The organism is Curtobacterium sp. 24E2, from assembly GCF_016925595.1.
GTDB lineage: Bacteria > Actinomycetota > Actinomycetes > Actinomycetales > Microbacteriaceae > Curtobacterium.
Genome location: NZ_CP068987.1, coordinates 599679 through 622495 on the forward strand (window position 1 = coordinate 599679; position 22817 = coordinate 622495).

Genomic DNA, 22817 nt, shown 5'->3' on the forward strand with positions numbered 1-22817 from the left:
TCGCACGGGGTGACGAGGTGCGCACGGTGCGGCGGGCGTTCGGTGCTCGTGACGCTCGATTGACGGGCGTGTTACGGACGCGAGTCGGGCGGTGTGCCGCGGCGCGCACCACAGCCGCCGCGCGTAGGTTCCAGCCATGAGTGCAGAGCTGACGCTCGGCGCCGAGGAAGAGCTGCACCTCATCGACCTCGAGTCCGGCCGACTTTCCGCGAAGGCCCCGCGCCTTCTGCCCAAGCTGCCCGCCGATCGCTTCGGCGCGGAACTGCAGCGCACGACCATCGAGACGAACACCCCTGTGGTGCGCACCCTCGACGACCTGCGGCGGGTGATCGTCGACCTGCGCCGGGAGCTCAGCGCCGCGATCGCACCGGCCGGGGTCACCATTGCGTCGGTCGGGACGGCGCCGCGGTCCGAGTACGCCGACTTCGAACTGACCAGCGGCGGGCGCTACGGCCGGATGCAGGAGCAGTACCGGATGCTCGTCGACGAGCAGCTCATCTGCGGCCTGCAGGTGCACGTCGGTGTGAGCGACCGTGACCTGGCGGTGCAGATCGCGCAGCGGGTCGCCCCGGTCCTGCCGGTGCTGCTGGCCCTCAGCGCGTCGAGTCCGTTCTGGAATGGGCAGGACACCGGCTACTCGTCGTTCCGCAGCATCATCTGGCAGCGGTGGCCGTCGGCCGGCAGCTTCGGTCGGGTGTCGAACGCCGCCGAGTACGACAAGGTGCTCGACGACCTGATCGCCTCGGGGGTGATCGCCGACAAGAAGATGGCGTACTTCGACGTGCGGCCGTCGTCGCACGCCCCGACGCTGGAACTCCGGGTCTGCGACGCCACCCCGATCGTCGACGACGCGGTGCTCATTGCCGGCCTGTTCCGGGCCGCGGTGCGGAAGGCCGAGATCGCCGTCGAGTCCGGCGCCGAGTGGCACCCCCGCAGCGAACCCCTGCACCGTGCGGCGATGTGGCAGGCAGCGCGCACCGGGCTGAGCGGCGAACTGCTCGGCCTCGGGCAGCACCCGGACCGCCTGCCCGCCGAGGTCGCCGTCCGGCAACTGGTGTCCCGCCTGCGTCCGGAACTCGAGGAGCTCGGCGACTGGGGCACCGTCACGGACCTGCTCGAGGACACCCTGGCCCGCGGCAACTCCACCGACCGGCAGCGCACCGCGTACGCCGAGCGCGGCGAGCTCGACGACGTCGTCGCCCTGGTGGTCGAGGACACCGCCGGCACCCCGTCCGGCCGCGACGAGGGCCCTGCGGTCGCGGTCCCCGGGTACCGCGTGCGTGCCGGCGACGAAGCGGTGGGACCCGGTGCGCGCCCCCGTCCGGCGTTCCGCGACCTGGCGACGTACTTCACCGCCTGGGACGCCGACACCACGAACGAGCACTGCGCCGCGCGCGACGCCTGGACCCGCGAGCACGAGGTCGGCTTCGTCGTGGACGGCGGGGTGCAGGCGTTCGGGTGCGACCTGGTGCCGCGCACGATCAGCGCGTACGAGTGGTCGCAGCTGGAGCGCGGCCTCGGGCAGCGAGCACGGGCGATCGAGCTGTTCCTGCGCGACGTGTACGGCGAGCGGCGGATCGTGGCCGACGGGGTGATGGACGAGCACCAGTTCGTCGGGGCGAACGGCTGGGACCCCGATGCCTCGCGCCTGCCCGGTCACGCGGTGCGCGCACCCGTGCTCGGCTTCGACCTGGTGCGCAACGAGTTCGGTGGCTGGCGGGTGCTCGAGGACAACGTGCGCTCGCCCTCAGGGGTGGCGTACGGCATCGCACTCCGCGAGCTCATGGACGACGTCGTGCCGGACGCGCCCCGTCCGGCACTCCTGCGCGACCCGCACGGCGTGACCGACCGGCTACGCGAGACCCTCCGCGCGAACGCGACCGCGGTGACCGGCAACCCGGACCCGGTGATCGCACTCGTCAGCGACGGCCCCGCCGCCGGCGCGTGGTTCGAGCACCGCAGCCTGGCCGACGGAGCCGGGCTGCGCCTCCTGTCCGGGTCGGACCTGGACGTCCGTGACGGACGCGTGGTCGACGCGACGACCGGCGACGTGCTCGACGGGCTGTACCTGCGGATCGACCGCGACGTCAGCGCCCTCGACGCGGGGCCGGGGATCCTGGACGCCGCCGAGGCCGGCCGCGTCCACCTGGCGAACGCCCCCGGCAACGCGCTCGTCGACGACAAGGCGATGTACGTCAACGTGCCGGACCTGATCTGGTACTACCTGGACGAGAAGCCGTTGCTCGAGTCGGTGCCGACGTACCGCACGAGCATCGAGGGCGAACGCCTGTCGGTGCTCGACCGGGTCGGCGAACTCGTGACGAAGCCGGTCGACGGCGAAGGCGGTCGCGGGGTCCTGATCGGGCCGAGCGCGAGCGCCCCCGAGGTCGCCGAGCGACGGCGTGCGATCGCCGCGGATCCTGCCGGTTGGGTCGGGCAAGAGGTCGTGCAGCTGTCGTCGCACCCGACCATCGGACCGGCGGGCCTCGACCCACGGCACGTCGACCTGCGCGCGTTCGTCTACCTGACCGGGACGGGCGCGGACGACGCGCACCTGGCCGACGTCGCGCTGACCCGGGTCGCACCCGAGGGCAGCATGGTCGTGAACTCGTCGCGCGGCGGCGGCGCGAAGGACACGTGGATCGTGGGATCCGCCGCTACGACAGCGGCCGAGGGAGAGCGCTGATGTGTGGACTCGCGGGCGAGATCCGGTTCGACGGCACGGCCCCGGACGTCGGAGCAGTGGCACGGATGACGGGGTGCATGGTGCACCGCGGCCCCGACGGCGACGGACTGTGGGCACGCGGACCGGTCGCGCTCGGGCACCGACGGCTGTCGATCGTCGACCTGTCCACCGCCGGTGCGCAGCCGATGGTGCTACCCCGGGCCGGACTGACGATCGCCTACAACGGCATGGTCTACAACTACGAGCAGCTGCGTGACGAGCTGTGCGGCAAGGGTCACGAGTTCTTCTCGACGTCGGACACCGAGGTCATCGCTGTCGCCTACGCCGAGTGGGGCGCGGCCTTCGTCGAGCACCTGATCGGCATGTTCGCCATCGCGATCTGGGAGCACGCCAGCGGCCGGCTCGTGCTCGCGCGGGACCGGCTCGGCATCAAGCCGTTGTACGTCGCGGAGGTCCGCGGTGGGCTGCGGTTCGCGAGCTCCCTGCCCGCGATCCTGGCAGGGGACGGCGGCGCGGGCAGGACCGGCAGCGGCATCGACACATCCATCGACCCCGTCGCCTTCGCGTCCTACATGAGCTTCCACTCGATCGTGCCAGCACCCCGCACGATCCTGTCCGGTGTCGGCAAGGTCCCGCCGGCCACCGTCCGGGTGGTCGAGCGCGACGGCACCTCCCGCGACACCGTCTACTGGGAGCCGCGGTTCGAACGCGACCCCGCCAGGGCCGACTGGACCGACCGGGACTGGGAGCAGGCGTTCATCGGGTCGCTCCGCACCGCGGTGGAGCGCCGCATGGTGGCCGACGTCCCCGTCGGCGTGCTGCTGTCCGGCGGCATCGACTCGTCCCTGGTCGTCGGACTGCTCGCCGAGGCCGGGCAGCAGGACCTCGCCACGTTCAGCATCGGCTTCGAGGCGGCGGGCGGTGAGTCCGGCGACGAGTTCGAGTACTCGGACCAGGTCGCGGAGCACTTCGGCACCGACCACCACCGCATCCACATCCCCTCGTCTCGCCTGCTCGACGGCATCGACGGTGCGGTCGCCGCGATGAGCGAACCGATGGTCAGCCACGACTGCGTCGCCTTCTACCTGCTGTCGCAGGAGGTCTCCCAGCACGTCAAGGTCGTGCAGAGCGGCCAGGGTGCCGACGAGGTGCTCGCCGGTTACGACTGGTACCCGCCGCTCGCGGGCGTCCCCCGCGACCAGGCGGCCGAGGCCTACCGCTCCGTGTTCATGGACCGTCGCTGGCCGGCGCTGCAGGGGCTGCTCGGGGAGCGCTGGAAGAGCGACGACGACACCCCGTCGGCGTTCGTGGACGCTGCGTTCGCGGTTCCGGGCGCGGAGACGAGCGTCGACGCCGCACTCCGCAGCGACACGATGACGATGCTCGTCGACGACCCGGTCAAGCGCGTCGACAACATGACGATGGCGTGGGGGCTCGAGGCCCGCGTGCCGTTCCTGGACCACGAGTTCGTCGAGCTCGCCGGCGCGATCCCACCCGCGCTCAAGCTGTCGGACGGCGGCAAGGGCGTGATGAAGCGCGCGTCGCGCGGCATCGTCCCGGACAGCGTCATCGACCGCAGCAAGGGGTCGTTCCCGGTGCCGGCGATCCGGCAGCTCGAGGGCCCGTACCTGGAGCGGGTGCGCGCGGCACTGCACGCGCCGGAAGCACGTGAGCGCGGCCTGTTCGACCCGGGTACGGTCGAGCGGATGCTCCAGGACCCGAACAGCACCAGGACCGAGATCGGCGCGAACGCGCTCTGGCAGCTCGGCCTGATCGAGATGTGGCTGCAGCAGCAGGGGGTGCGGTGAACGTGGGTTCCCTCCGGCCTGGAGGCGCGGCGAGCGTCGCGTCGTCGGCCGACGTCCGTCCCTCGGTCACGACCAGGGCCGCGGCCGACCTGGGTGGGCGGCTCGCCGCCGCCTGGGGGTCGTGGGGCCCCACCATGACCCGGAACGCCCGGCGCGTGGCGTTCGTGTCCGACCGGCACGGCACGCCCGAGGTGTTCGTGCAGGACGTCGTCGTCGACGGCGCACTGCCCGAACCCGTCCGGATCGCACTGTCCGACGACCCCGTGATCCGGGTGTCGTGGTCGTCCGACGGGGAGTGGCTCGCCGTCGCCATCGCGACCGACGGCGGCGTGAAGCAGCAGGTCTGGGTGGTCCGGCCGGACGGCACCGACGCCGCGCAGATCGCCGGTTCGCGGTACCAGCACGCCGAACTCGGCCCGTGGAGCCGCAGTGGGCACCGGGTCGTCATCACGCTGCCCTCGACCGAGGCCGAGCAGCCGGCCCGCTCGTACCTGGTCGACCCGGTGTCCGGCGACCGCGACGACCTGGCCGTCGGCGAACTCATCCACGTCCTCGACCTGTCGGTGGAGGAACGCCTCGTCGTGCTCAGTGACGGGCAGCGCGGCCAGGAGTTCGTCGTCGTGGTCGACCGGCTGACCGACGAGAGCCACGCCCTGTTCGCCGACGACCCCGACGGGTCCGCTGACATCGCGTTCCTGCGGCCCTCGCCCGCGAGCGAGACCAGCCCCCTCGTCGCCTACGTCGCCACCGAGGCCGGCTTGCCCCGCCGCGGACTCGTCGCCCAGCCCGTCGGACCGCACGGGTGGCGCGGCACACCCCGCCGGATCGCCGAACGGCCCGACGCCGAGCTCGAGTACCTCGACGCCGACGACGCCGGCCGCACGCTGCTGCTCGTCTGGAACGTCGACGGGCGCAGCGAACTCGACCTCATCAACACCCACGACGCCTCGCGCACCTCGGTGCCCGACCTGCCCGGCTACGTCGTCACCGACCCGGTGCTCAGCCGCGACGGCCGGAGCGTGCTGCTCGCCGTCGAGGGGCCCACCCGACCGCGGGAACTCTGGCGGCTCGACACGAACGCACTCACCTGGAACCGGGTCACCGACGCTCCCGCACTGCCGGACGTGCAGCTGGTCGAGCCGACCCTCGAGCGGTTCACCGCGCGTGACGGACTGGAGCTGACCGCCTGGCTGTACCGGGCGGTGGGGCCTGCCGCGTCGGTGGCGGATGCCGATGACGTGACGCGTGACGTTCCTCCCGTCCGGCGCGCAGCGCTCGTCCACCTGCACGGCGGACCGGAGTCGCAGGAGCGACCCACGTTCTCGCCGCAGCACCAGGCGCTCGCCGCAGCGGGCGTGACCGTCCTCGCCCCGAACATCCGCGGTTCGTCCGGGTACGGACACGAGTTCGTGCACGCCGACGACCTGGCCCTGCGCTGGAACGCGCTCGCCGACGTCGTGGACTGCGCACGGTTCCTGGTGTCGAACGGGTACGCCGACCGCTCCCGGGTGGCCGTCGAGGGCCGCTCCTACGGCGGGTACGCGACCCACGCGTCGTTGGCGTTCACGCCCGACGTGTTCGCGGCAGGTGTCGCCGTGTGCGGGATGAGCGACTTCGCGACGTTCTACCGGGACACCGAACCGTGGATCGCCTCGGCGGCCGCGACGAAGTACGGACACCCCGTCGACGACGAAGCGCTGCTCGCGGCGCTGTCGCCGATGCGGGCGATCGACGACGTCACGGCGCCGCTGCTCGTCGTGCACGGCGAGCTCGACACGAACGTGCCCATCGGTGAGGCGCGCCAGGTGGTCGCGGCGCTGCGGGAGCGGGCGCACGACGTCGAGTACCTGGAGCTCGCGGGTGAAGGGCACGAGTACCGGCGGGCGTCGTCGCGGGCGCTGCTGGTGCGGCGGATGGTGGAGTTCGTGGCGGCGCGTTTGGCGTGAGGCGCCTCGCACCTGCGAGCCGCAGCACGGCGTCACCGGGTGCAACGATGCGCCGGCGGCGCTCGCCGCGGGCAGAGAATGGTGGGATGACGACGACTGCGCCGACCTCGACCGCGCCGCCCCGACCCGGAGAGGTCCTCGTGGCCTCGGCAGCGGAGGTCGAGCAGGTCGTCCAACGCGCCACGAACCAGTACGCCTCCGGTGTCGTCGCTGACACCGCCGGGTGGGCGGACGGCGATCGTCGGCGGATCGAGGACCTCGGGTTCCGTGGTGGTGATGCCCGCGGCGAGGCGCTCCGGACCCTCGACCTGACGATCGCCGACGACGGCACCCCGACGCGGATGCTCGACGCGCCCGCGATGGCCGCGCTGAACAGCCACCACGCGCGGTTCGCCGAGCGGCGCGGCGACGTGGTCCGCTACCAGACCGACGTGTCGGTGTGGACGGGGATCCCCGCGCAGCCCACGCCGCAGGACTGGGAGGACGTCCGGGCGCTGCTCGGGTCGGGCGGGATGCTCGGCGTCGGTGCGGCTGCCGTCCTGCCGTCGGGGTGGGAGCTCGTCGAGGGTGCCGGCGGCGTGCAGCTCACCGGCGAGGCGATCGAGGGGGCGCCCGACGACGAGGCCGTCGTGCTGACGCCCGACGACGTGCCGGAGATGACAGCGCTGGTGGAGCGGACCAAGCCGGGGCCGTTCCTGCCACGCACCATCGAGCTCGGCACGTACCTCGGCATCCGGCGCGACGGACGGCTCGTCGCCATGGCGGGCGAGCGCCTGCACCCGCCGGGGTGGACCGAGATCAGCGCGGTGTGCACGGACGAGGCGTACCGCGGCCAGGGGTTCGGGCGGCGCCTGGTGCTCGCCGTCGCGCACGGGATCCGCGAGCGTGGGGAGACGCCGCTGATGCACGCGGCTGCCGGGAACACCGGGGCGATCGGGTTGTACCAGCACCTGGGCTTCCGGCTGCGGGATCGTGGGGCGCCCCGGTTCGTGCGGGTGCCCTGACCGGCACATCGGGGGTTGACGACCCGAGGGGCGCTCCGCACACTGTCTGGACCGCACCGAGGAGTCCTCGGCGCGCCTGGACAGGGGAGCAACCATCGTGAAGACGTCGTCCGTGACCGCAGGAGCGGTCGCACTCGGGATCGCGCTGACCTCGGTCGTCGTCGGGATCGGTGCCGCTGCGCCGGCCGTCGCGGCCACGACGTGCAGCGGGGACCGGGTCACGGTCCAGCAGCTCGCGAGCGGCTGCGCCGTGGCGTCACCGACCGTGGTCCTGCCCGACGGACGGCAGTTCGTCGTGCCGGCGGTGGGGACGACGGTCTCCGCCATGCCCGTCGCAGCGACCGGGGCGGACGACGCCGGCGACGTCTCGATCACGAACACCGGCCGGACGGGCGTCGCCGTGCGCGTCGACGACGTGTGGTCCGGATCGGCGGCGGCCGTGCAGCAGGAACGGACGGCGGTGCGTGCGCGCACGGCGGTGCCGGACCGTGCGGGCGTGGTCTCGCGCGGGGCAGCCACCACGGCAGCGACGAAGGCCGCCACGAGCTGCACCAACACCTCGTACACCCGGCTCGGGTTCCGGTGGACCGCACCGGTGCAGTGGAGCTACAACCCGAACAACCAGAAGGTGACCGGGCCGTCGGCCATCGGTGCCGGAGCCGACGCCTGGACCGGTGCGGTCACGGCGTGCGGCCGGACGATCAACTCGACGGCCGACCAGAAGCACCTCGGAACGCTCAAGCAGTCGATGGGCATCACGGCGACCGGCGGGTGCGGAACCGCCAACGCGTCGAGCGTCGTCGGGTGGGGATCGCTGCCGTCCGGGACCCTCGGGGTGACCTGTGTCTGGTCGCGGTCCGGCACGGCGGTCGAGACGGACCAGCGGTACTCGACCTCGGTCAACTGGTCCGCCGCAGCGACGTGCTCCGGTGATCGGTTCGACCTGCGCGGGGTGGCCACGCACGAGTGGGGTCACGCGTACGGCCTCGGCCACACGGCGAAGAACAGCGGCCTCGTGATGCGGCCCTCGGCCACGACGTGCGACACCGCACAGCGCGGGCTCGGGCTCGGCGACCTGATGGGGATCGACGCGATCTACTGAGTGGTCCGCTGCGCCTGTCGCGCGTTCGACGATGGCCGTTCGTGGATTCTCTAGGATCGACGCATGACGAGCACGATGCCCGGGTTCGGGAGCGAGCGCATCGCGCAACTGGGCCTGCGTGACCGTGTGTACGACCGGGTGCTCGAGTTCCTCATGGGTCACGACGTCGAACCCGGCATGCGCCTGTCGATCGACGGGCTCGCCCGAACCCTCGGCGTCTCCCCGACCCCGGTGCGCGAAGCCCTTGTGCAGCTCGAACGCACCGGCCTCGTCACCCGCGAGGCGAACAAGGGTTACCGGGTCTCCCCGCCCCTGGCCGGCGACCAGCTCGAGGCCCTGTTCGACGCCCGGCTCATCGTGGAGAGCGGCGCCGTCGAGCTCGCTGCGCGCGGTGACGTCGACGCCCTGCGGGAGCGGCTCAGCACGGCGCTCGACGAGCAGGCTGCGGTGGCCGACGAGGTCGCGGCGGTCGGTGCGGCTGAGGCGTCGGAGGAACTCATGGCCCGCTTCTTCCGCAGCGACTGGCAGTTCCACCAGCTGATCTTCGATGCCACGCGGAACCCGTTCCTCGAGGAGATGTCCGAGATCATCACGACGCGGGTGCACCGTATGCGGCAGATCGTCGAGGGTGGCGGGGACGACACCGACCGCGCCGTGCACGAGCACCGGGCGGTCGTCGACGCCCTCGCCGTCGGGCCGACCGAAGCGGTCTCGGCGATGCGGCACCACATCGACGCCGTCCGGCTCCGGTCGCGCGAGGACGCGTCGCACACGAGCTGACTCCGAAGGGGTTGCGCTTCGTGGAGGCACGAGTATCTTTCCTATAGGAAAGAGGTTCACCGCCGAACCCCGACATGCGAAGGAGCATTCCGTGAACACACCGCAGGACTGGGTCGACCAGGATTGGGACCCCACCACCTGGACGTCGGACACCTGGCCGATCGCCGCCTGTCTGCACGGCTTCGCCCAGGTCACGCGTGACGGTGCCGCGTTCCACGACGCCCCGGCCGAGGTCTGGGACGATGTGTTCGCACAGATTGCCGCCGCCGGGTTCTCGCTCGCCGAACTCGCCGACAGCCACATCCGCCCCGCGGACCTCGAGCGCTCCCGCCGCGACGAGCTGTTCGCCGTCGCGAAGGCGCACGGCATCGGGATCCCCTCGGTGCACCTGCAGCGCAAGAGCGTCATCCAGCCCGGGCACGAGGAGGACAACCTCGCCTACGCCCACCGCACCATCGACGCGGCGGCCGAGTGGGGCATGCAGGTGTTCTCGACGGGCCTGCACCAGCCGTTCACCGAGGCCCAGAAGCGCGCGCTGTGGTTCTGGACCGCGCCGGGCCCGAAGGACCCGGACGACCCCGAGGTCTGGAACGCGGCGGTCAAGCGCCTGCGGGAGCTCGGCGAGCACGCTGCGAGCGTCGGGCTGCCGATGGCGCTCGAACTGTACGAGGACACCTACCTCGGCACCGCCGACAGCGCCGTGCGACTGGTCGAGGACATCGGGCTCGACAACGTCGGCCTGAACGCGGACGTCGCGAACCTCATCCGCCTGCACCGGCCGATCGAGGACTGGCGGAGCTCTTCGCGAAGACCATGCCGCACACGAACTACCTGCACGTGAAGAACTACACGCGTGACGAGGCCGGCGACGGGAGCTGGGCGACGAGTGCGCCGAGCACCATGGAGACGGGCCTCATCAACTACCGCCAGGTCCTGCGCGACGCGGTCGCCGACGGGTTCCGCGGGATCGTCATGACCGAGCAGTACGGCGGGGACAGCCTCGGCGTCTGCGCCACGAACCAGCAGTACATCCGATCCGTCCTCGCGACGACGAAGCTCGACGCGACGGCGACCCCGACTGCAGCAACCAGCACCGAAGGAGCAATCCGATGAGCACCCTCGACATCGCCGTCGTCGGGTCCGGCTACATGGGCGGCGGGATCGCCCAGGTCCTCGCCCTCGCCGGGCACACCGTCCGGATCGCCGACGTCTCGGCCGAGATCGCCGCGTCCAACCGAGCCCGGCTCATCGCAGAGACCGAGCAGTTCGTCGCGGACGGCCTGTTCCCCGCGGACGCCGTGGCACGCGTCGACGCGCACCTCAGCGCAGCCGCCTCCATCGAGGAAGCGGTCGCCGCGGCCGACTTCATCGAGGAGGCCGTCCCCGAGAAGATCGAGATCAAGCACGCGACGCTCCGTCGCATCAGCGAAGCCGCCCGCCCCGACGCGATCATCGGCTCGAACACCTCGACGATCCTGATCGAGTCGCTCGCCGAGGCGGTCGTCGGTCCGGAGCGGTTCCTCGGCGTGCACTTCTCGAACCCGGCACCGTTCATCCCCGGTGTCGAGCTCATCCCGCACCCGACCACGAACGAGCACGCGATCGAGGTCGGCGAGACCGTCGTCGCCGCGACCGGCAAGCAGTCGGCGCGGGTGAAGGACTCGACGGGGTTCGTGCTGAACCGCCTGCAGTACGCGCTGTTCGAGGAGGCCACGAAGATCGCCGACGAGGGCATCGCCACCCCCGACGACATCGACACCATCGTGCGGACCACGTTCGGGTTCCGCCTGCCGTTCTTCGGCCCGTTCGCGATCGCCGACATGGCCGGTCTCGACGTCTACGCGTTCTGCTTCGAGTCGCTGCAGACCCGCTGGCCGGAGCGCTTCGCCACCCCGCCGTCGCTGCAGCAGCACGTCGACGCGGGCGAACTCGGCACGAAGTCCGGCGCCGGGTACCTCGAGGTGCCGGCCGACCGCACGCCCGAGCTCGTCGCCTACCGCAACAAGGCGTACGTCGCGATGCAGAAGCTGCTCGACGACCTCGGCCCGGCCCCGATCCACTGACGGGAGCGACCATGACCACGAACACGCAGAACCAGGACCACACCGTCGTCCTCACCGGAGCGGCCTCGCCTCGGGGCATCGGCCGGGCGACCGCACACCACCTCGCCGAGGCGGGATGGAACGTCGGGATCATCGACCTCGACCAGACCGCGAGCGAGCAGGTCGCCGCCGAGATCCGCGAGCAGCACGGCGTCCGGGCCGTGGGCGCGGGCGCGAACGTCGCCGACGAGTCCGCCGTCCGTGCGGCCTTCGACACGATCGAGGCGCAGCTGCCGCCCGTCACCGCGCTCGTGAACCTCGCCGGGGTCTCGTCCGCGCACGCCTACCTCGACCTGCCCGAGGGGAGTGGCACCGGGTGCTGTCGATCAACCTCGACGGCGTGCACTTCGCGAGCCTGCGGGCAGCGGAGTCGATGGTGCAGCACGGCTACGGGCGCATCGTGAACCTGTCGTCGGTCTCCGCCCAGCGCGGCGGCGGCACCTTCAGCAAGACCCCGTACACGGTGGCGAAGGCCGGCGTGATCGGCCTGACCCGTGGCCTGGCCCGCGAGCTCGGTCCGCGCGGCGTCACGGTCAACGCCATCGCCCCCGGTCCGATCGACACCGACATCATGGGCGGCACCCTCTCCGAGGAACGGAAGGCCGAGATGGCAGCGGACGGCGTGCTGCCGCGCATCGGCACCCCGCGGGACATCGCTGCCGCGATCGCGTACCTGATCAGCGAGGACGCCGGGTTCGTCACGGGCCAGACGCTCAACGTCGACGGCGGCCTGTACATGCACTAGGGCCAGCCGCCCACGGAACGCGCGCCGACCACGCGACGCGATCCGTGCCTCCCGTCCGGGCGACCGAACCGACCGCCGGACGCCAGAACGACCGCACCGTGCTCGCAAAGGAGCGAACCCGTGTCACTTCCCCTGCCCCCGCGCTCGGGTCGACGAACGACCCCGGCCTCAAGTCCGCCATCGGCAAGGCGACGAAGCACCTCATGCCGATGCTCGTCATCCTGTACTTCGTCGCGTTCCTCGACCGCACCAACGTCGGGTTCGCCGAAGAGGCCCTGAGCGTCGACCGCGGCATCTCCGACGCGGCCTTCGCGCTCGGTGCCGGCATCTTCTTCATCGGCTACGCGATCTTCGAGATCCCGTCGAACCTGCTGCTGAAGCGCTTCGGTGCCCGGTTCTGGCTCGCCCGCATCGCGGTCACGTGGGGCATCGTCGCCGCGCTGTTCGCCTTCACGACGAACGACACCATGTTCATCGTCCTCCGCTTCATCCTCGGTGTGACCGAGGCGGGGCTGTTCCCGGGCGTGATCATGTACCTGTCGGAGTGGTTCCCGAACAAGGTGCGCGTGCGGATGTTCGCGATCTTCTACCTGGCGCAGCCGTTCTCGCAGATGATCGGCGCCCCGTTGTCCGGCGGGCTGCTGAGCTTCGGCGACCAGGCGACCCCCTTCCACGGCTGGCAGGTCATGTTCTTCGGTGAGGGGATCCTCGCGGTGCTCGCCGGTATCGCGGCCCTGGTGTTCCTGACGAACAGTCCGCAGCAGGCGAAGTGGCTCGAGCCGGGCGAGAAGCAGTCGCTCACCGCGGCGATGGCGCGCGAGGACACCGCCCGCAGCGCGGACGGCCCGACCGGCATCTGGAAGGCCATGGCGAGCGGCCGGGTCTGGTACTTCACGATCATCTACTTCTGCCTGCAGGTCGCCGTGTACGGCACGACGTTCTACCTGCCGCAGCAGGTCTCCTCGCTGCTCGGGCAGGACGTCGGGTGGCAGGTCGGCCTCGTGACCGCGATCCCGTGGCTCGTCGGACTCGTCGCCTGCTACCTGGTCGGGTCGAAGGCGGACTCCGTCGGTCGCCGCCGTCGCTGGGGGACCATGTTCTACATCACGACCGGGCTCTCGATCCTCGGGTCGGCGTGGGCCGGTGCGAACGGGCAGCCGATCCTGGGCATCGTGTTCATCACGCTGGCGGTCGCGAGCTTCCTGGCCGTCGGCCCGATCACCTGGGCGTACCCGACGGCGTTCCTCACCGGGGCAGCCGCCGCGGCGGGCATCGGCCTGATCAACTCGCTCGGCAACCTCGGCGGGTTCGTCGCCCCGATCATGCGCACGGCGATCAACGAGGTGGTGCCGACCGACAGCGGTGCGTTCGGGATCGTCTCGCTCGGGGTCCTGGCATTCGTCGCGGCCGTGATGATCTTCTGCACGAAGTTCTTCCGGGGGTCGAAGGCGGATGATCTCCTCGACACCTCGCATGTCCGCACCACGACGTCGAAGGAGACGAACGCGTGACCAGACTGTTCAACGACCCGGCGGACTTCGCCGACGAGGCGACCGACGGCTTCGTCGCCGCGAACGAACGATGGGTGCGGAAGGTGCACGGCGGCGTCGCCCGCGCCACCACCAGCCCCGACGGCACGGTCGCCGTCGTGATCGGAGGCGGCTCCGGCCACTACCCGGCGTTCGGTGGACTCGTCGGGCCGGGCCTGGCAGCCGGTGCCGCGATGGGCAACCTGTTCGCCAGTCCCAGCGCCCAGCAGGTCGCCGGCGTCGCGCGGGCGTCCGAGCACGGCGGCGGGGTGCTGCTGAGTTACGGCAACTACGCCGGTGACGTCCTGAACTTCGACGCCGCGGCCCGCACGCTCGAGGCCGACGGCATCCCGGTCCGCACGGTCCGGGTCACCGACGACGTGGTGAGTGCGCCCGCGGACCGCGCCCAGGAACGCCGCGGCATCGCGGGTGACCTCTGCGTCTTCAAGGTCGCCGGTGCCGCCGCCGAGCAGGGCCGCAGCCTCGACGACGTCACGGCCGTCGCCGAGCGCGCCAACGACCGCACGCGGTCGTTGGGTGTCGCGTTCTCCGGGTGCTCGCTGCCCGGCGCCGACGAACCCCTGTTCACGGTCCCCGAGGGGCGGATGGCCATCGGCATGGGCATCCACGGCGAACGTGGAATCGACGAGACCGACGTGCCGACGGCGTCTGAGCTGGCGTCGCTGCTGGTGTCCCGACTGCTCGACGAGCTGCCGGGGAGCGTGACACCCGACGGCGCGCGCGTCGTCCCGATCCTCAACGGGCTGGGCAGCGTCAAGTACGAGGAGCTCTTCGTCGTCTACCGCTCGGTGCAGCAGCGGCTCGCCGACGCAGGGGTCGTCATCGTCGAGCCCGAGGTCGGCGAACTCGTCACGAGCTTCGACATGGCCGGCGTCTCGCTCACCCTGTTCTGGCTCGACGCCGAACTCGAGGAACTCTGGGCAGCGCCCGCGGACACCCCCGCGTACCGCAAGGGCGGCGCCGTTCCGCAGGAACGCGTCGACCCCTCCACCGTGGAAGCGGACGCCGAGGGTGTCGCCATCGGCGCTGCGAGCGACGACTCGCGCGCGGTCGGCGAGCAGGCCGCGGCCGGCTTCGCCGCCGTCCGCGCGCTCCTCGACGAGCACGCCGACGAGCTCGGACGCATCGACGCCGTCGCGGGTGACGGCGACCACGGCATCGGCATGCAGCGCGGCGCGCACGCCGCAGCGGCCGCAGCCACGGACGCAGTAACCGCCCGAGCAGGTGTGGGTTCCGTCCTGCGGATCGCTGCAGACGCGTGGTCCGACAAGGCCGGCGGAACGTCCGGAGCGATCTGGGGAGCCGCCCTGGAGGCACTGGGTCGCGTCCTCGGGGACGAGGAGCGTCCGACAGCTGCCACGGTCCAGAGCGCGGTGCACGCCGCCACCGACGCCGTCCTCGCGTTCGGCGCGACCGTCGGCGACAAGACCATGGTCGACGCGCTCGTGCCGTTCGACGAGGTGCTCCGCACCCGGGTCGACGCGGGGGCGTCGCTCGCGGACGCCTGGGCCGACGCCGTCAGCGCCGCCCGCGAGGCCGCCGACGCCACCGCGTCGCTCGTGCCGAAGATGGGCCGCGCACGCACCCACGCCGAGCAGGCCGTCGGCACACCGGACCCCGGAGCGGTGTCGTTCGCGCTCATCGTGGAGACCCTCGCACCGTGATCACCATCGGGGTGTCGCTGAAGACGTACTTCTCGCATGCTCGGACCCTGGAGTGGGCGGGGGCCGTCGCCGAGATCGCCCGGCGGCACCCCGCGACGCGGTCGGGAGCGGCAACGCTGTTCGTGGCGCCGACGTTCCCGGCGCTCGTGCCCGTGCGCGATGTGCTCTCCGGGTCGGGAGTGCTCCTCGCCGCGCAGGACCTGTCGTGGGCCGACGAAGGAGCGTTCACCGGCGAGGTTTCCGGCACCGAACTGGGGGAGATCGGGGTCGACCTGGTCGAGATCGGGCACGCCGAACGACGCTCCCTGTTCCACGAGGACGACGCGACCGTCACCGCGAAGGTGCACGCGGCCTTCCGCAACCACCTGCGTCCGCTCCTCTGTGTCGGGGAGACGACCCGGGCCTCCCATCCGGGTGCAGCGGAAGCGGTGGCGGAGGTGACCGCGCAGCTCGACCGTGGTGTCTCGACGGCCGTCGCGGACGGTCTCGCCGGAGCCCTGACCGTCGCCTACGAGCCGGTGTGGGCGATCGGTGCGCCCGCACCGGCGCCGGACGACCACATCGTGGCGGTGCTCGGGGGATCGAGCAGCACCTCGCCACGCGACCCGAGCTGCGCGGGAGCACCGTGCTGTACGGGGGCAGCGCCGGGCCCGGTCTGCTCACCCGCGGGCAGGGGCGGATCGGCGGCCTGTTCCTCGGTCGGTTCGCGCACGACCCGGCTGCGGTCGAGGCGATCCTCGACGAGGTCGCAGCGGGCTAGGACCCGTCGCGGGTGCCCGCCAGCCCGTGGTCGTGCGCGTAGACCACGAGCTGCACGCGGTCACGGAGCGAGAGCTTGCCGAGGATGCTCGAGATCTGGGTCTTCACGGTCGACTCGGTGACGTACTCCTTCGTCGCGATCTCGGCGTTCGAGAGCCCGCGGGACGCCCAGCCGAACACCACCCGCTCCCGCTCGGTCAACGCCTGGAACTCGGGCGGCTGCGGAGCCGGTGCCCTCGCGACGTCGGTGCCGAACAGCTGCGCCAGGTCGTTCGGGGCGATGACGGAACTGCCCTCGTGCACGGCCCGGACCGCCGCGAACAGGAACGTCGGGGTGGCGTCCTTGAGCAGGAAGCCGCTCGCGCCGAGCCGGATCGCGGTCGCGGCGGCGGGGTCGAGCCCGAACGTGGTGAGCACGACGACCCGGGGAGCGGGCCCTCGACGGCGCCGGAGAACAGCTGCCGGACGGTCTCGACGCCGTCCATGCCGGCCATCCGCATGTCGAGCAGCATCACGTCCGGTCGGAGTTCCTGGATGCGGTCGAGGGCCTCGGCACCGTCCGCGGCCTCGCCCACCACCTGCATGTCGTCCTGGGCGTCGAGCACCACGCGCAGACCGGCACGGAACAGCGCCTGGTCGTCGGTGAGCAGGATCCTGATCGGTTCGGTCATCGGACGGGTCCCCCTTGGACGTCGAACGGGATGCGGGCGCGTGCGGCGAACACGTCGTCCAGCGCGGCGGCGTCGAACGACCCGCCGAGTGCGGTGAGGCGGGTGTGCATGCCGTCGATCCCCCGGCCGGAGCCCCCGGTGGTACGGTCACCGACGACGTTCTCGACCTCGAGCACGACGTCGGCGCTCCGCCAGGTCTCACGGACCACGACGGGCAGCCCCGGTGCGCCGTGCCGGAGCGCGTTGGTCAGCATCTCCTGCAGCACGCGCCGGGCTGCCGTGCCGGTGTCCGGGCGGAGCGGGACCGGGACGCCGCGCACCGTGCGGTCGACGTCGACCCCGGCGTCGCGGATGCCCTGCACGATCTCCTCGAGCGAGCCGGGGTCGGTCGTCTCCCCGGAGCCGTCGATGTGCCCGAGGACCTGGCGGACCTCGACCAGCGAGCTGCGGGCGGTGCTGGCGATGGTGGCACTGACCTCGCGGATGCGGGCCTCGTCGGCCAGGAACGGCACCGAGTCGGCCTGCGCGATGATCACCGCGAGCGAGTGGCCGACGACGTCGTGCACGTCACGGGCGATGTCCGCGCGGATGCGCTCGGACTCCGCGACGTCGATGGCACGGGTGGCGGTCGCCTCGGCCTCGGTGGCGACGGCCTCGGCGCGCGACGCGGCAGCCTCGGCATCGGCTCGACGGACGGATTCGCGGTCGCGCGACCGGAAGGCCCGGACGGCGACCCCGCCCGCCCACACCCCGAGGAGGGCGGCAACCGGTGCGGCCATCGCGAGGAACGCCTGGTCGCGGGGGCCGTTGAGCAGCACCAGGTACCGGAAGCCGGTGACGGCGAGGTAGAACGTCGCGCCGACGCCCGCGACGAGCGCGAGCACCCCGGAGAGGATGACCTCGGTCCGGGTCCCGACGACCGCCGCGGTGCCGATGACGACGAAGATGGCGAGGTCGACGAGCGACGGGCGCTCGCCGCCGCCGACCTGGATGATCCCGAGGACGACCACCATGACCATCGCCGCCGACGGGGAGACCCGACGGAGGGCGATCGCGCCGGCGGCAGCGAGCACCGCGAAGAAGCTCGCGTGCTCGAGCTCGACCTCGAGCGGCAGCAGGAAGACCAACGCCGCCAGGACCGCCCACGCCACGTCGACGACGATCGAACGGGTGGCGAGCGGCCGGATGAACGTGCGCCGGTCCGTCACGGCTCGATCATCGCATGCCGCCCACGCCGGGCAGCGCGGACCGACGTCACGCGCCCGGGGTCATGGCGGCGAGGGCGATGACGGTCGTGGCGACGATCGCGGCGCAGAGCAGCAGCGTGGCGATCGTGTGTTTCGTCGAGGACTCCATGTCACCAGACTCGCGGCCCGGAGCCGCCGGGGCATCGGGCGCAGGGGCGAAGCGCTTCGTCCCTGCGGGTGAAGCGAGGGGCGAGCACCCGGTACTCGGGGATCAGACGACGACGGATCCCCGCTGGCGGTGCGCGATCGAGACGGACTCGCCGGACACCGCGTTGAGCGGCGACGACAGGAACGCGATGAGGTTCGCGATCTGCTGCGGTGTCGAGTCGCCGGGGCCCCTGGACGGACCTCGGCGGACGGGGTGTCCGTCACGGTCCCGGGGTTGACGACGTTCACCGTCACCCCGGTGCCCGCCACGTCGTCGGCCAGGTTCTTCGCGATGACGCTCACCGCCGTGTTCCGGAGCGACGCCGTGATGTTGCCGGAGAAGTAGGCGTTCTGCCCGCTCACGACGACCACGCGGCCGAACCCGGCCTCGCGCTGGGTGGGGAGCACGGCGTTCGCGACGCGCAGGAACCCGAGCGCCTTGCCGTCGATCGCGTCGAGGACCTGCTCGGGATCGGACTTCCGGGCCGGGTCGAGGGTGCTCGCGCTCGGGGCAGCGGTCACGACCAGCACGTCGATGCGCCCGTGCCGCTCGAGGACGGTGGCGATGCCGGCGTCCACCGACTCCTGCGAGGCGGTGTCGATCGACACGCTGTCGTCGGAGTCGTCGGCGCTGCGGGACGCGACGACGACGGTCGCCCCCTCGGCCCGGAGGCGGTCGGCGACGGCGGTACCGATGTACCCCTTGCCTCCGACGACGAGTGCGACACGGTTCTTGAGTTCGAGGTCCACGCGCCCACGCTATGCCGATCACCGGGCCGAGGTCATGGGGTGCAGTGCGCGTGTTCTCGAATTCGAGACGACTCACCGCAACTGTCTCATCCGTGATACGATCGCGGGGTGCAGATCGATCAGGTCATCCCCGAGCTCCGCGGCACCGCTGGCTTCGGTGCGACCCGGATCGCTGCCCGTTCCGGAGTGAGCCGGCCGACGGTCTACCGCATGCTCGGTGGCGCGTCGCCGCGGATCGACGACCTCCGCGAGCTCGCCATCGCGGCGGGCTTCGACCTCGACGTCACCCTCTCCGTCCTCAGCGACCCCCTTGCAGCGGTGGCGGCGCGGTCACGGCTCGGCGATGACCGCCTGGATGAGTGGGCCGACACGGCTTCCGAGTGGATCGCACGTCTCGAGCGCTTCGTCGGGCCTGCGGAGCACGCGGACGCTGCCGCCGTGATCGCGGAGGCAGGGGCTGCGGCCGCTCCGCTCCACCGGGACGGAACCGTCCTGCTCACCGCCGACACGTGGGACATCGATCGCCTCGTGTCCGCCGGGCGCGCGTCGAACGCGCCGTGGGCGCTGTCCGGCTGGGCGGCGCTCGACGCACTCGGCATCGGTGACGGCATCGTCGCGCCGACGATCGTCTGGACCGAGGATCCCCGCGCGTTCGCTCAGCTCGTCGGCGACACGTTCCGCCGCGGACGGGGCGAGGCCGTGGACGTCGCCGTCGTGCCCGCGCACCCGTCGGTGTTCATCGGCGCGACCGAGATCGAGGCGGTCCACCTCGTCGACCCACTCCAGGGCCTCATCGACGCCGCCGGCCTCGGGGAGCCCGCCCGGAGCGCAGTGACGCAGTACGCGGGGGCGGCCGATGAGTCCGCAGCAGCCGTGGGACCTCGGCCCTGGCTCGTACGTCAAGCGGCCGGGGCGGCCGACGCCCGCGCGGCCCGAGGGGCGCGCCGGATCGGTCCGGACGGCACCGGACGAGGCCCTCGCCGCGACCGGGGTGTCGTGGGACGCAGCACGGATCGACCTCGGTCGCATCGGACGGTCGTCGTCCTCGCGTGCGCGCCACCGCTTCAGCGCCGTGCTCCCCGATCTCGTGTGGAACGCGGCAGCACTCGAGGGGAACACCTTCACCCTGCCCGAGGTCCGGACCCTCCTGGACGGTGTCACCGTCGGCGGGCACCCCATCGAAGACGAGCGGCAGGTGTTCGCGCTCGTCGACGGCTACACGCACCTCGATGCGCTCGTCGCGTCGCAGGGATTCGTCCTGTCGAAGGTCGTCTCGGACGACCTGCACGGCCGCGTCGCGGTGCACGAGGCCATCGAGTCCGGGGCCTTCCGCGGGGAGGGCGACGTCGGTGGCGGTGGAGCCGTCCGGTTGGCGTCAGGCGGCGTGGTCGACGGCGTGCCGCAGGACGAGCTCGAAGAGCGGTTCGCCTCGATCTGTGCGTTCGTCGGAGCGCTGGACGACCCCCGGGAACGTGCGCTGGCCTACTTCGCAGCGGCGACGCGCTCGCAGTTCTACTTCGACGGCAACAAGCGCACGGCTCGCCTGATGATGACGGGTCTGCTCATGTCGGAGGGGTACGACGCGGTGAGCATCCCGTTCGTGCGCCAGTTCGAGTTCAACCAGGCGTTGGACGTCCTCTTCACGCGGGACGATGCGACCCCGCTGATGGCGTTCGTCGCCGACTGCGCTGCGTCCTGAGCGAGGTCCTTCCTCACCCGAGCAGCGGCTCGAGCCGCGTCACCGCCCGGCGCAGGTGCACCAACGCGTCGCCCGGCGACGACACCCGAGCCGCCGGCGCCGACAGGGTCAGCCCCGCCACGAGCTCGCCGCGCTCGCCGCGGACCGGGAGCGCCAGGCACCCGAACCCCGCCGTGAACGCGCCGACCTGGTGCACCGGTCCGAGGCCGCCTTCGGCGTGCAGCCGCCCCATCGCACTCGACCCGGGTGTCGCCCGCAGCGCGGCTTCGTCGAGCAGCGGGAAGTCCGGGTCGACGTCGATGTCGCGCACACCGGCAGCGTCGTAGCGCGCCAGGTGCACGCCCGCCCGGACGGCGGAGCGGACGTCGGCGAGCACGGAGCGCACGGCCCGGGGCAGCGGTGCGAGTGCCGGAGCGGGCGACACCCCGGCCAGGTCGGCGACCTTGTGGCCGAGGGCGAAGCCGCGCAGGTCCGGCAGCCGGACGAGGTACTCGTCCTCGACGAGCAGGGTGATGAGCCGGTAGGTGGTGGCCCGCGGCATCCCGAGGGCCTCCGAGATCTGCTGGGCGGTGACGCCCGGTCCCGCGTGCGCGGCGGCCTCCAGCACCGCGAGGGCGTTCTGGATCGCCTTCGGCTGCCGCGCGCGGAGTCCGGGTTCGCTCACCGCACCTCCGCCTGGTGGCGGGTTCCGGCGGACGGACGGGAGGCCCCCAGCAGGTCCGCCTCGACCGGTACGTCGTACACGGCGCGGCTCCGACCCCGCCGCCAGGGTCGCCGACGTGTGGCCACCAGGAACGCGACCACCACCGCGGCGACCGTCCCGACGGCGAGGGCGACGGCCGGCCAGCGGGACGACGCGGCCTCGACCCCGAGGTAGGTGAGCAGGACGGCGGTCAGCAGGACCCCGGTCGTGACGGCGATGACCGCGACCCCCGCCGTCAGCTCGCCGATGCGCCGCAGGAACACCGGGGCCGCGAAGCACGTCAGGGCGTACGCGGCGATGTACCCGAGGGCGGCGACGACGAGCTCGGCCTCCATCAGCGTCCACGTCGGGATCCCGCTCGCCAGGCCCAGGACCGGCAGCACCGTGAGTACGCCGCACGCGACCGCGCCGGCCACGAACGGGGTCCGGAAGCGCGGCGACGCCCGACCGAGCACCCGGGGCAGGACCCCCTCGCGGCCCATCGCGAACAGGACCCGCACGAGCGCCGTGGTCGAGGCGATCGCGCACGCCGCGAACGACGCCGCGATCCCGAGGTCCAGCGCCCACCCGATCCACTGCATGCCGAAGGCGTTCGCCAGCTCGTTCACGGGCGAGGCGCTCGACGCGAGGTCGGCGCCCACGGCGGCGAACCCCATCTGCTGGGCCGCAGCGCTGACCACGTAGAGGACGCCGGCGACCAGGACGGTCCACGAGATCGCGCGGGGGATCGCCTGGAACGGGCGCCGGGCCTCCACACCGAGCACCGACGCGCTCTCGAACCCGACGAACGCGGTGACGGCGAGGGCGGTGCCGACCGCGAACGACGCCGGCTGCGTCTGTCCGAGCGCGACGGCGGAGACGTCGGCAGGGTGCAGGCGCGCGACCAGCGCGACGATCAGGACCACGATGACCGCCACCGACAGCGACTCGACGAGCAACGTCAGCCGGGTCGACAGCCGGACCCCGAGCGCGATCACCGCGAAGACGGCCGCGCCCATCACCAGCACGACGACGATCGTGACCAGGGCGTCGTCGCCGGCGGCCGGCACGAAGCGGGACAGCAGGTAGTCGAGGTAGTAGCCGCTGCCGGTGAGCGAGAACATCGCGATGAAGCCGTACCCGAGCAGGAGTGCTGCGCCCGCGACGACCCCGGCGACCGGGCCGAGCCCGAGCGAGACGTAGGTGTAGAGCGACCCGGTGCCGGCGACGCGTCGGACGAACTGGTTCACCGTCCGCCCGACCAGGAACGACAGCGCCATCGCCGCCAGCAGCGACCACGTGGCACCCTGTCCGGCGACCGTCGCGACGAGGACCGGGATCGTGGTCGCGGCGGCGGACGGTGCCACGGCCGACACCGACTGGGCGAGCACGTCGACCGGGCCGATGCTCCTCCGCGACAATCCGTCGACGGGGAGCGCGTGCCGACGCCGGGCACCCGGGGCGGGTCGGCGATG

17 protein-coding genes and 3 pseudogenes are annotated in these 22817 nt (G+C 72.2%); 15 read left to right on the forward strand and 5 right to left on the reverse strand.

Annotated features, from left to right (window positions below; translation table 11 throughout):
• The first annotated feature begins 136 nt into the window (after positions 1–136).
• From JN350_RS03070 to JN350_RS20550, 14 genes and pseudogenes are all read left to right on the forward strand, one after another.
• Positions 137–2686 (forward strand): carboxylate--amine ligase/circularly permuted type 2 ATP-grasp protein, encoded by a 2550-nt coding sequence (locus JN350_RS03070; protein WP_205463507.1) that lies wholly within the window; start codon positions 137–139, stop codon positions 2684–2686.
• On the forward strand, positions 2686–4494 hold the full coding sequence (locus tag JN350_RS03075; protein WP_205463508.1) for an N-acetylglutaminylglutamine amidotransferase: 1809 nt from the start codon (positions 2686–2688) through the stop codon (positions 4492–4494). The genes JN350_RS03070 and JN350_RS03075 overlap by 1 nt, the downstream gene beginning before the upstream one ends.
• A 2-nt stretch (positions 4495–4496) precedes the next feature.
• Entirely contained in the window at positions 4497–6440 is a 1944-nt protein-coding gene (locus tag JN350_RS03080; RefSeq protein WP_240347497.1) for a prolyl oligopeptidase family serine peptidase, read from the forward strand.
• Positions 6441–6526: 86 nt separating this feature from the next.
• Positions 6527–7444, forward strand: a complete 918-nt coding sequence (locus tag JN350_RS03085) for a GNAT family N-acetyltransferase (protein WP_205463510.1) — start codon at positions 6527–6529, stop codon at positions 7442–7444.
• A 97-nt stretch (positions 7445–7541) separates the two neighbouring features.
• Positions 7542–8546 carry a matrixin family metalloprotease gene (locus tag JN350_RS03090; protein WP_205463511.1) on the forward strand — a complete coding sequence of 335 codons (1005 nt, stop codon included), beginning with the start codon at positions 7542–7544 and terminating at the stop codon, positions 8544–8546.
• A gap of 63 nt (positions 8547–8609) precedes the next feature.
• Positions 8610–9326: a GntR family transcriptional regulator gene (locus tag JN350_RS03095; protein ID WP_205463512.1), complete on the forward strand. Its 717-nt coding sequence runs from the start codon at positions 8610–8612 to the stop codon at positions 9324–9326.
• A 91-nt stretch (positions 9327–9417) separates the two neighbouring features.
• Positions 9418–10167, forward strand: a complete 750-nt coding sequence (locus JN350_RS03100; protein ID WP_240347498.1) for a TIM barrel protein — start codon at positions 9418–9420, stop codon at positions 10165–10167.
• Complete coding sequence (locus JN350_RS18890) at positions 10140–10439, forward strand: hypothetical protein (protein WP_240347499.1); 300 nt, start codon at positions 10140–10142, stop codon at positions 10437–10439. Before JN350_RS03100 ends, JN350_RS18890 begins: the two co-directional genes overlap by 28 nt.
• On the forward strand, positions 10436–11389 hold the full coding sequence (locus tag JN350_RS03105) for a 3-hydroxyacyl-CoA dehydrogenase family protein (protein WP_205463513.1): 954 nt from the start codon (positions 10436–10438) through the stop codon (positions 11387–11389). Before JN350_RS18890 ends, JN350_RS03105 begins: the two co-directional genes overlap by 4 nt.
• An 11-nt stretch (positions 11390–11400) precedes the next feature.
• Positions 11401–12173, forward strand: a pseudogene (locus JN350_RS03110) (SDR family NAD(P)-dependent oxidoreductase).
• A gap of 179 nt (positions 12174–12352) precedes the next feature.
• Entirely contained in the window at positions 12353–13684 is a 1332-nt protein-coding gene (locus tag JN350_RS03115) for an MFS transporter (protein WP_205464342.1), read from the forward strand.
• The gene (locus JN350_RS03120) at positions 13681–15387 is read left to right on the forward strand and encodes a dihydroxyacetone kinase family protein (protein WP_205463514.1); all 1707 of its coding nucleotides are present in this window, start codon (positions 13681–13683) and stop codon (positions 15385–15387) included. The genes JN350_RS03115 and JN350_RS03120 overlap by 4 nt, the downstream gene beginning before the upstream one ends.
• A gap of 11 nt (positions 15388–15398) precedes the next feature.
• Positions 15399–15899: pseudogene (locus tag JN350_RS20545) on the forward strand (triose-phosphate isomerase); the annotation flags it as partial.
• 8 nt (positions 15900–15907) lie between these two features.
• Complete coding sequence (locus tag JN350_RS20550; RefSeq protein ID WP_461964507.1) at positions 15908–16147, forward strand: hypothetical protein; 240 nt, start codon at positions 15908–15910, stop codon at positions 16145–16147.
• Here JN350_RS20550 and JN350_RS03130 read toward each other — a convergent pair.
• From JN350_RS03130 to JN350_RS03140, 3 genes and pseudogenes are all read right to left on the reverse strand, one after another.
• Positions 16144–16817: pseudogene (locus JN350_RS03130) on the reverse strand (response regulator). The gene JN350_RS20550 and the pseudogene JN350_RS03130 sit on opposite strands and share 4 nt — an antisense overlap.
• On the reverse strand, positions 16814–18025 hold the full coding sequence (locus tag JN350_RS03135) for a sensor histidine kinase (protein WP_205463515.1): 1212 nt from the start codon (positions 18023–18025) through the stop codon (positions 16814–16816). The pseudogene JN350_RS03130 and the gene JN350_RS03135 overlap by 4 nt, the downstream one beginning before the upstream one ends.
• A 60-nt stretch (positions 18026–18085) precedes the next feature.
• Positions 18086–18961, reverse strand: coding sequence for an SDR family NAD(P)-dependent oxidoreductase (locus tag JN350_RS03140; protein WP_240347500.1), 876 nt, complete (start codon positions 18959–18961; stop codon positions 18086–18088).
• 856 nt (positions 18962–19817) lie between these two features.
• Between JN350_RS03140 and JN350_RS03145 the strand changes: the two genes are divergently transcribed.
• Entirely contained in the window at positions 19818–20660 is an 843-nt protein-coding gene (locus JN350_RS03145; RefSeq protein ID WP_205463516.1) for a Fic family protein, read from the forward strand.
• 13 nt (positions 20661–20673) lie between these two features.
• Here JN350_RS03145 and JN350_RS03150 read toward each other — a convergent pair whose 3' ends face one another.
• Together JN350_RS03150 and JN350_RS03155 are read right to left on the reverse strand one after the other, a co-directional pair.
• Positions 20674–21324, reverse strand: a complete 651-nt coding sequence (locus tag JN350_RS03150; RefSeq protein WP_235035995.1) for a helix-turn-helix domain-containing protein — start codon at positions 21322–21324, stop codon at positions 20674–20676.
• A complete protein-coding gene (locus JN350_RS03155; RefSeq protein ID WP_240347501.1) occupies positions 21321–22733 on the reverse strand; it encodes an APC family permease in 1413 nt (470 codons plus the stop codon). The genes JN350_RS03150 and JN350_RS03155 overlap by 4 nt, the downstream gene beginning before the upstream one ends.
• Between the last annotated feature and the right edge of the window lie 84 nt (positions 22734–22817).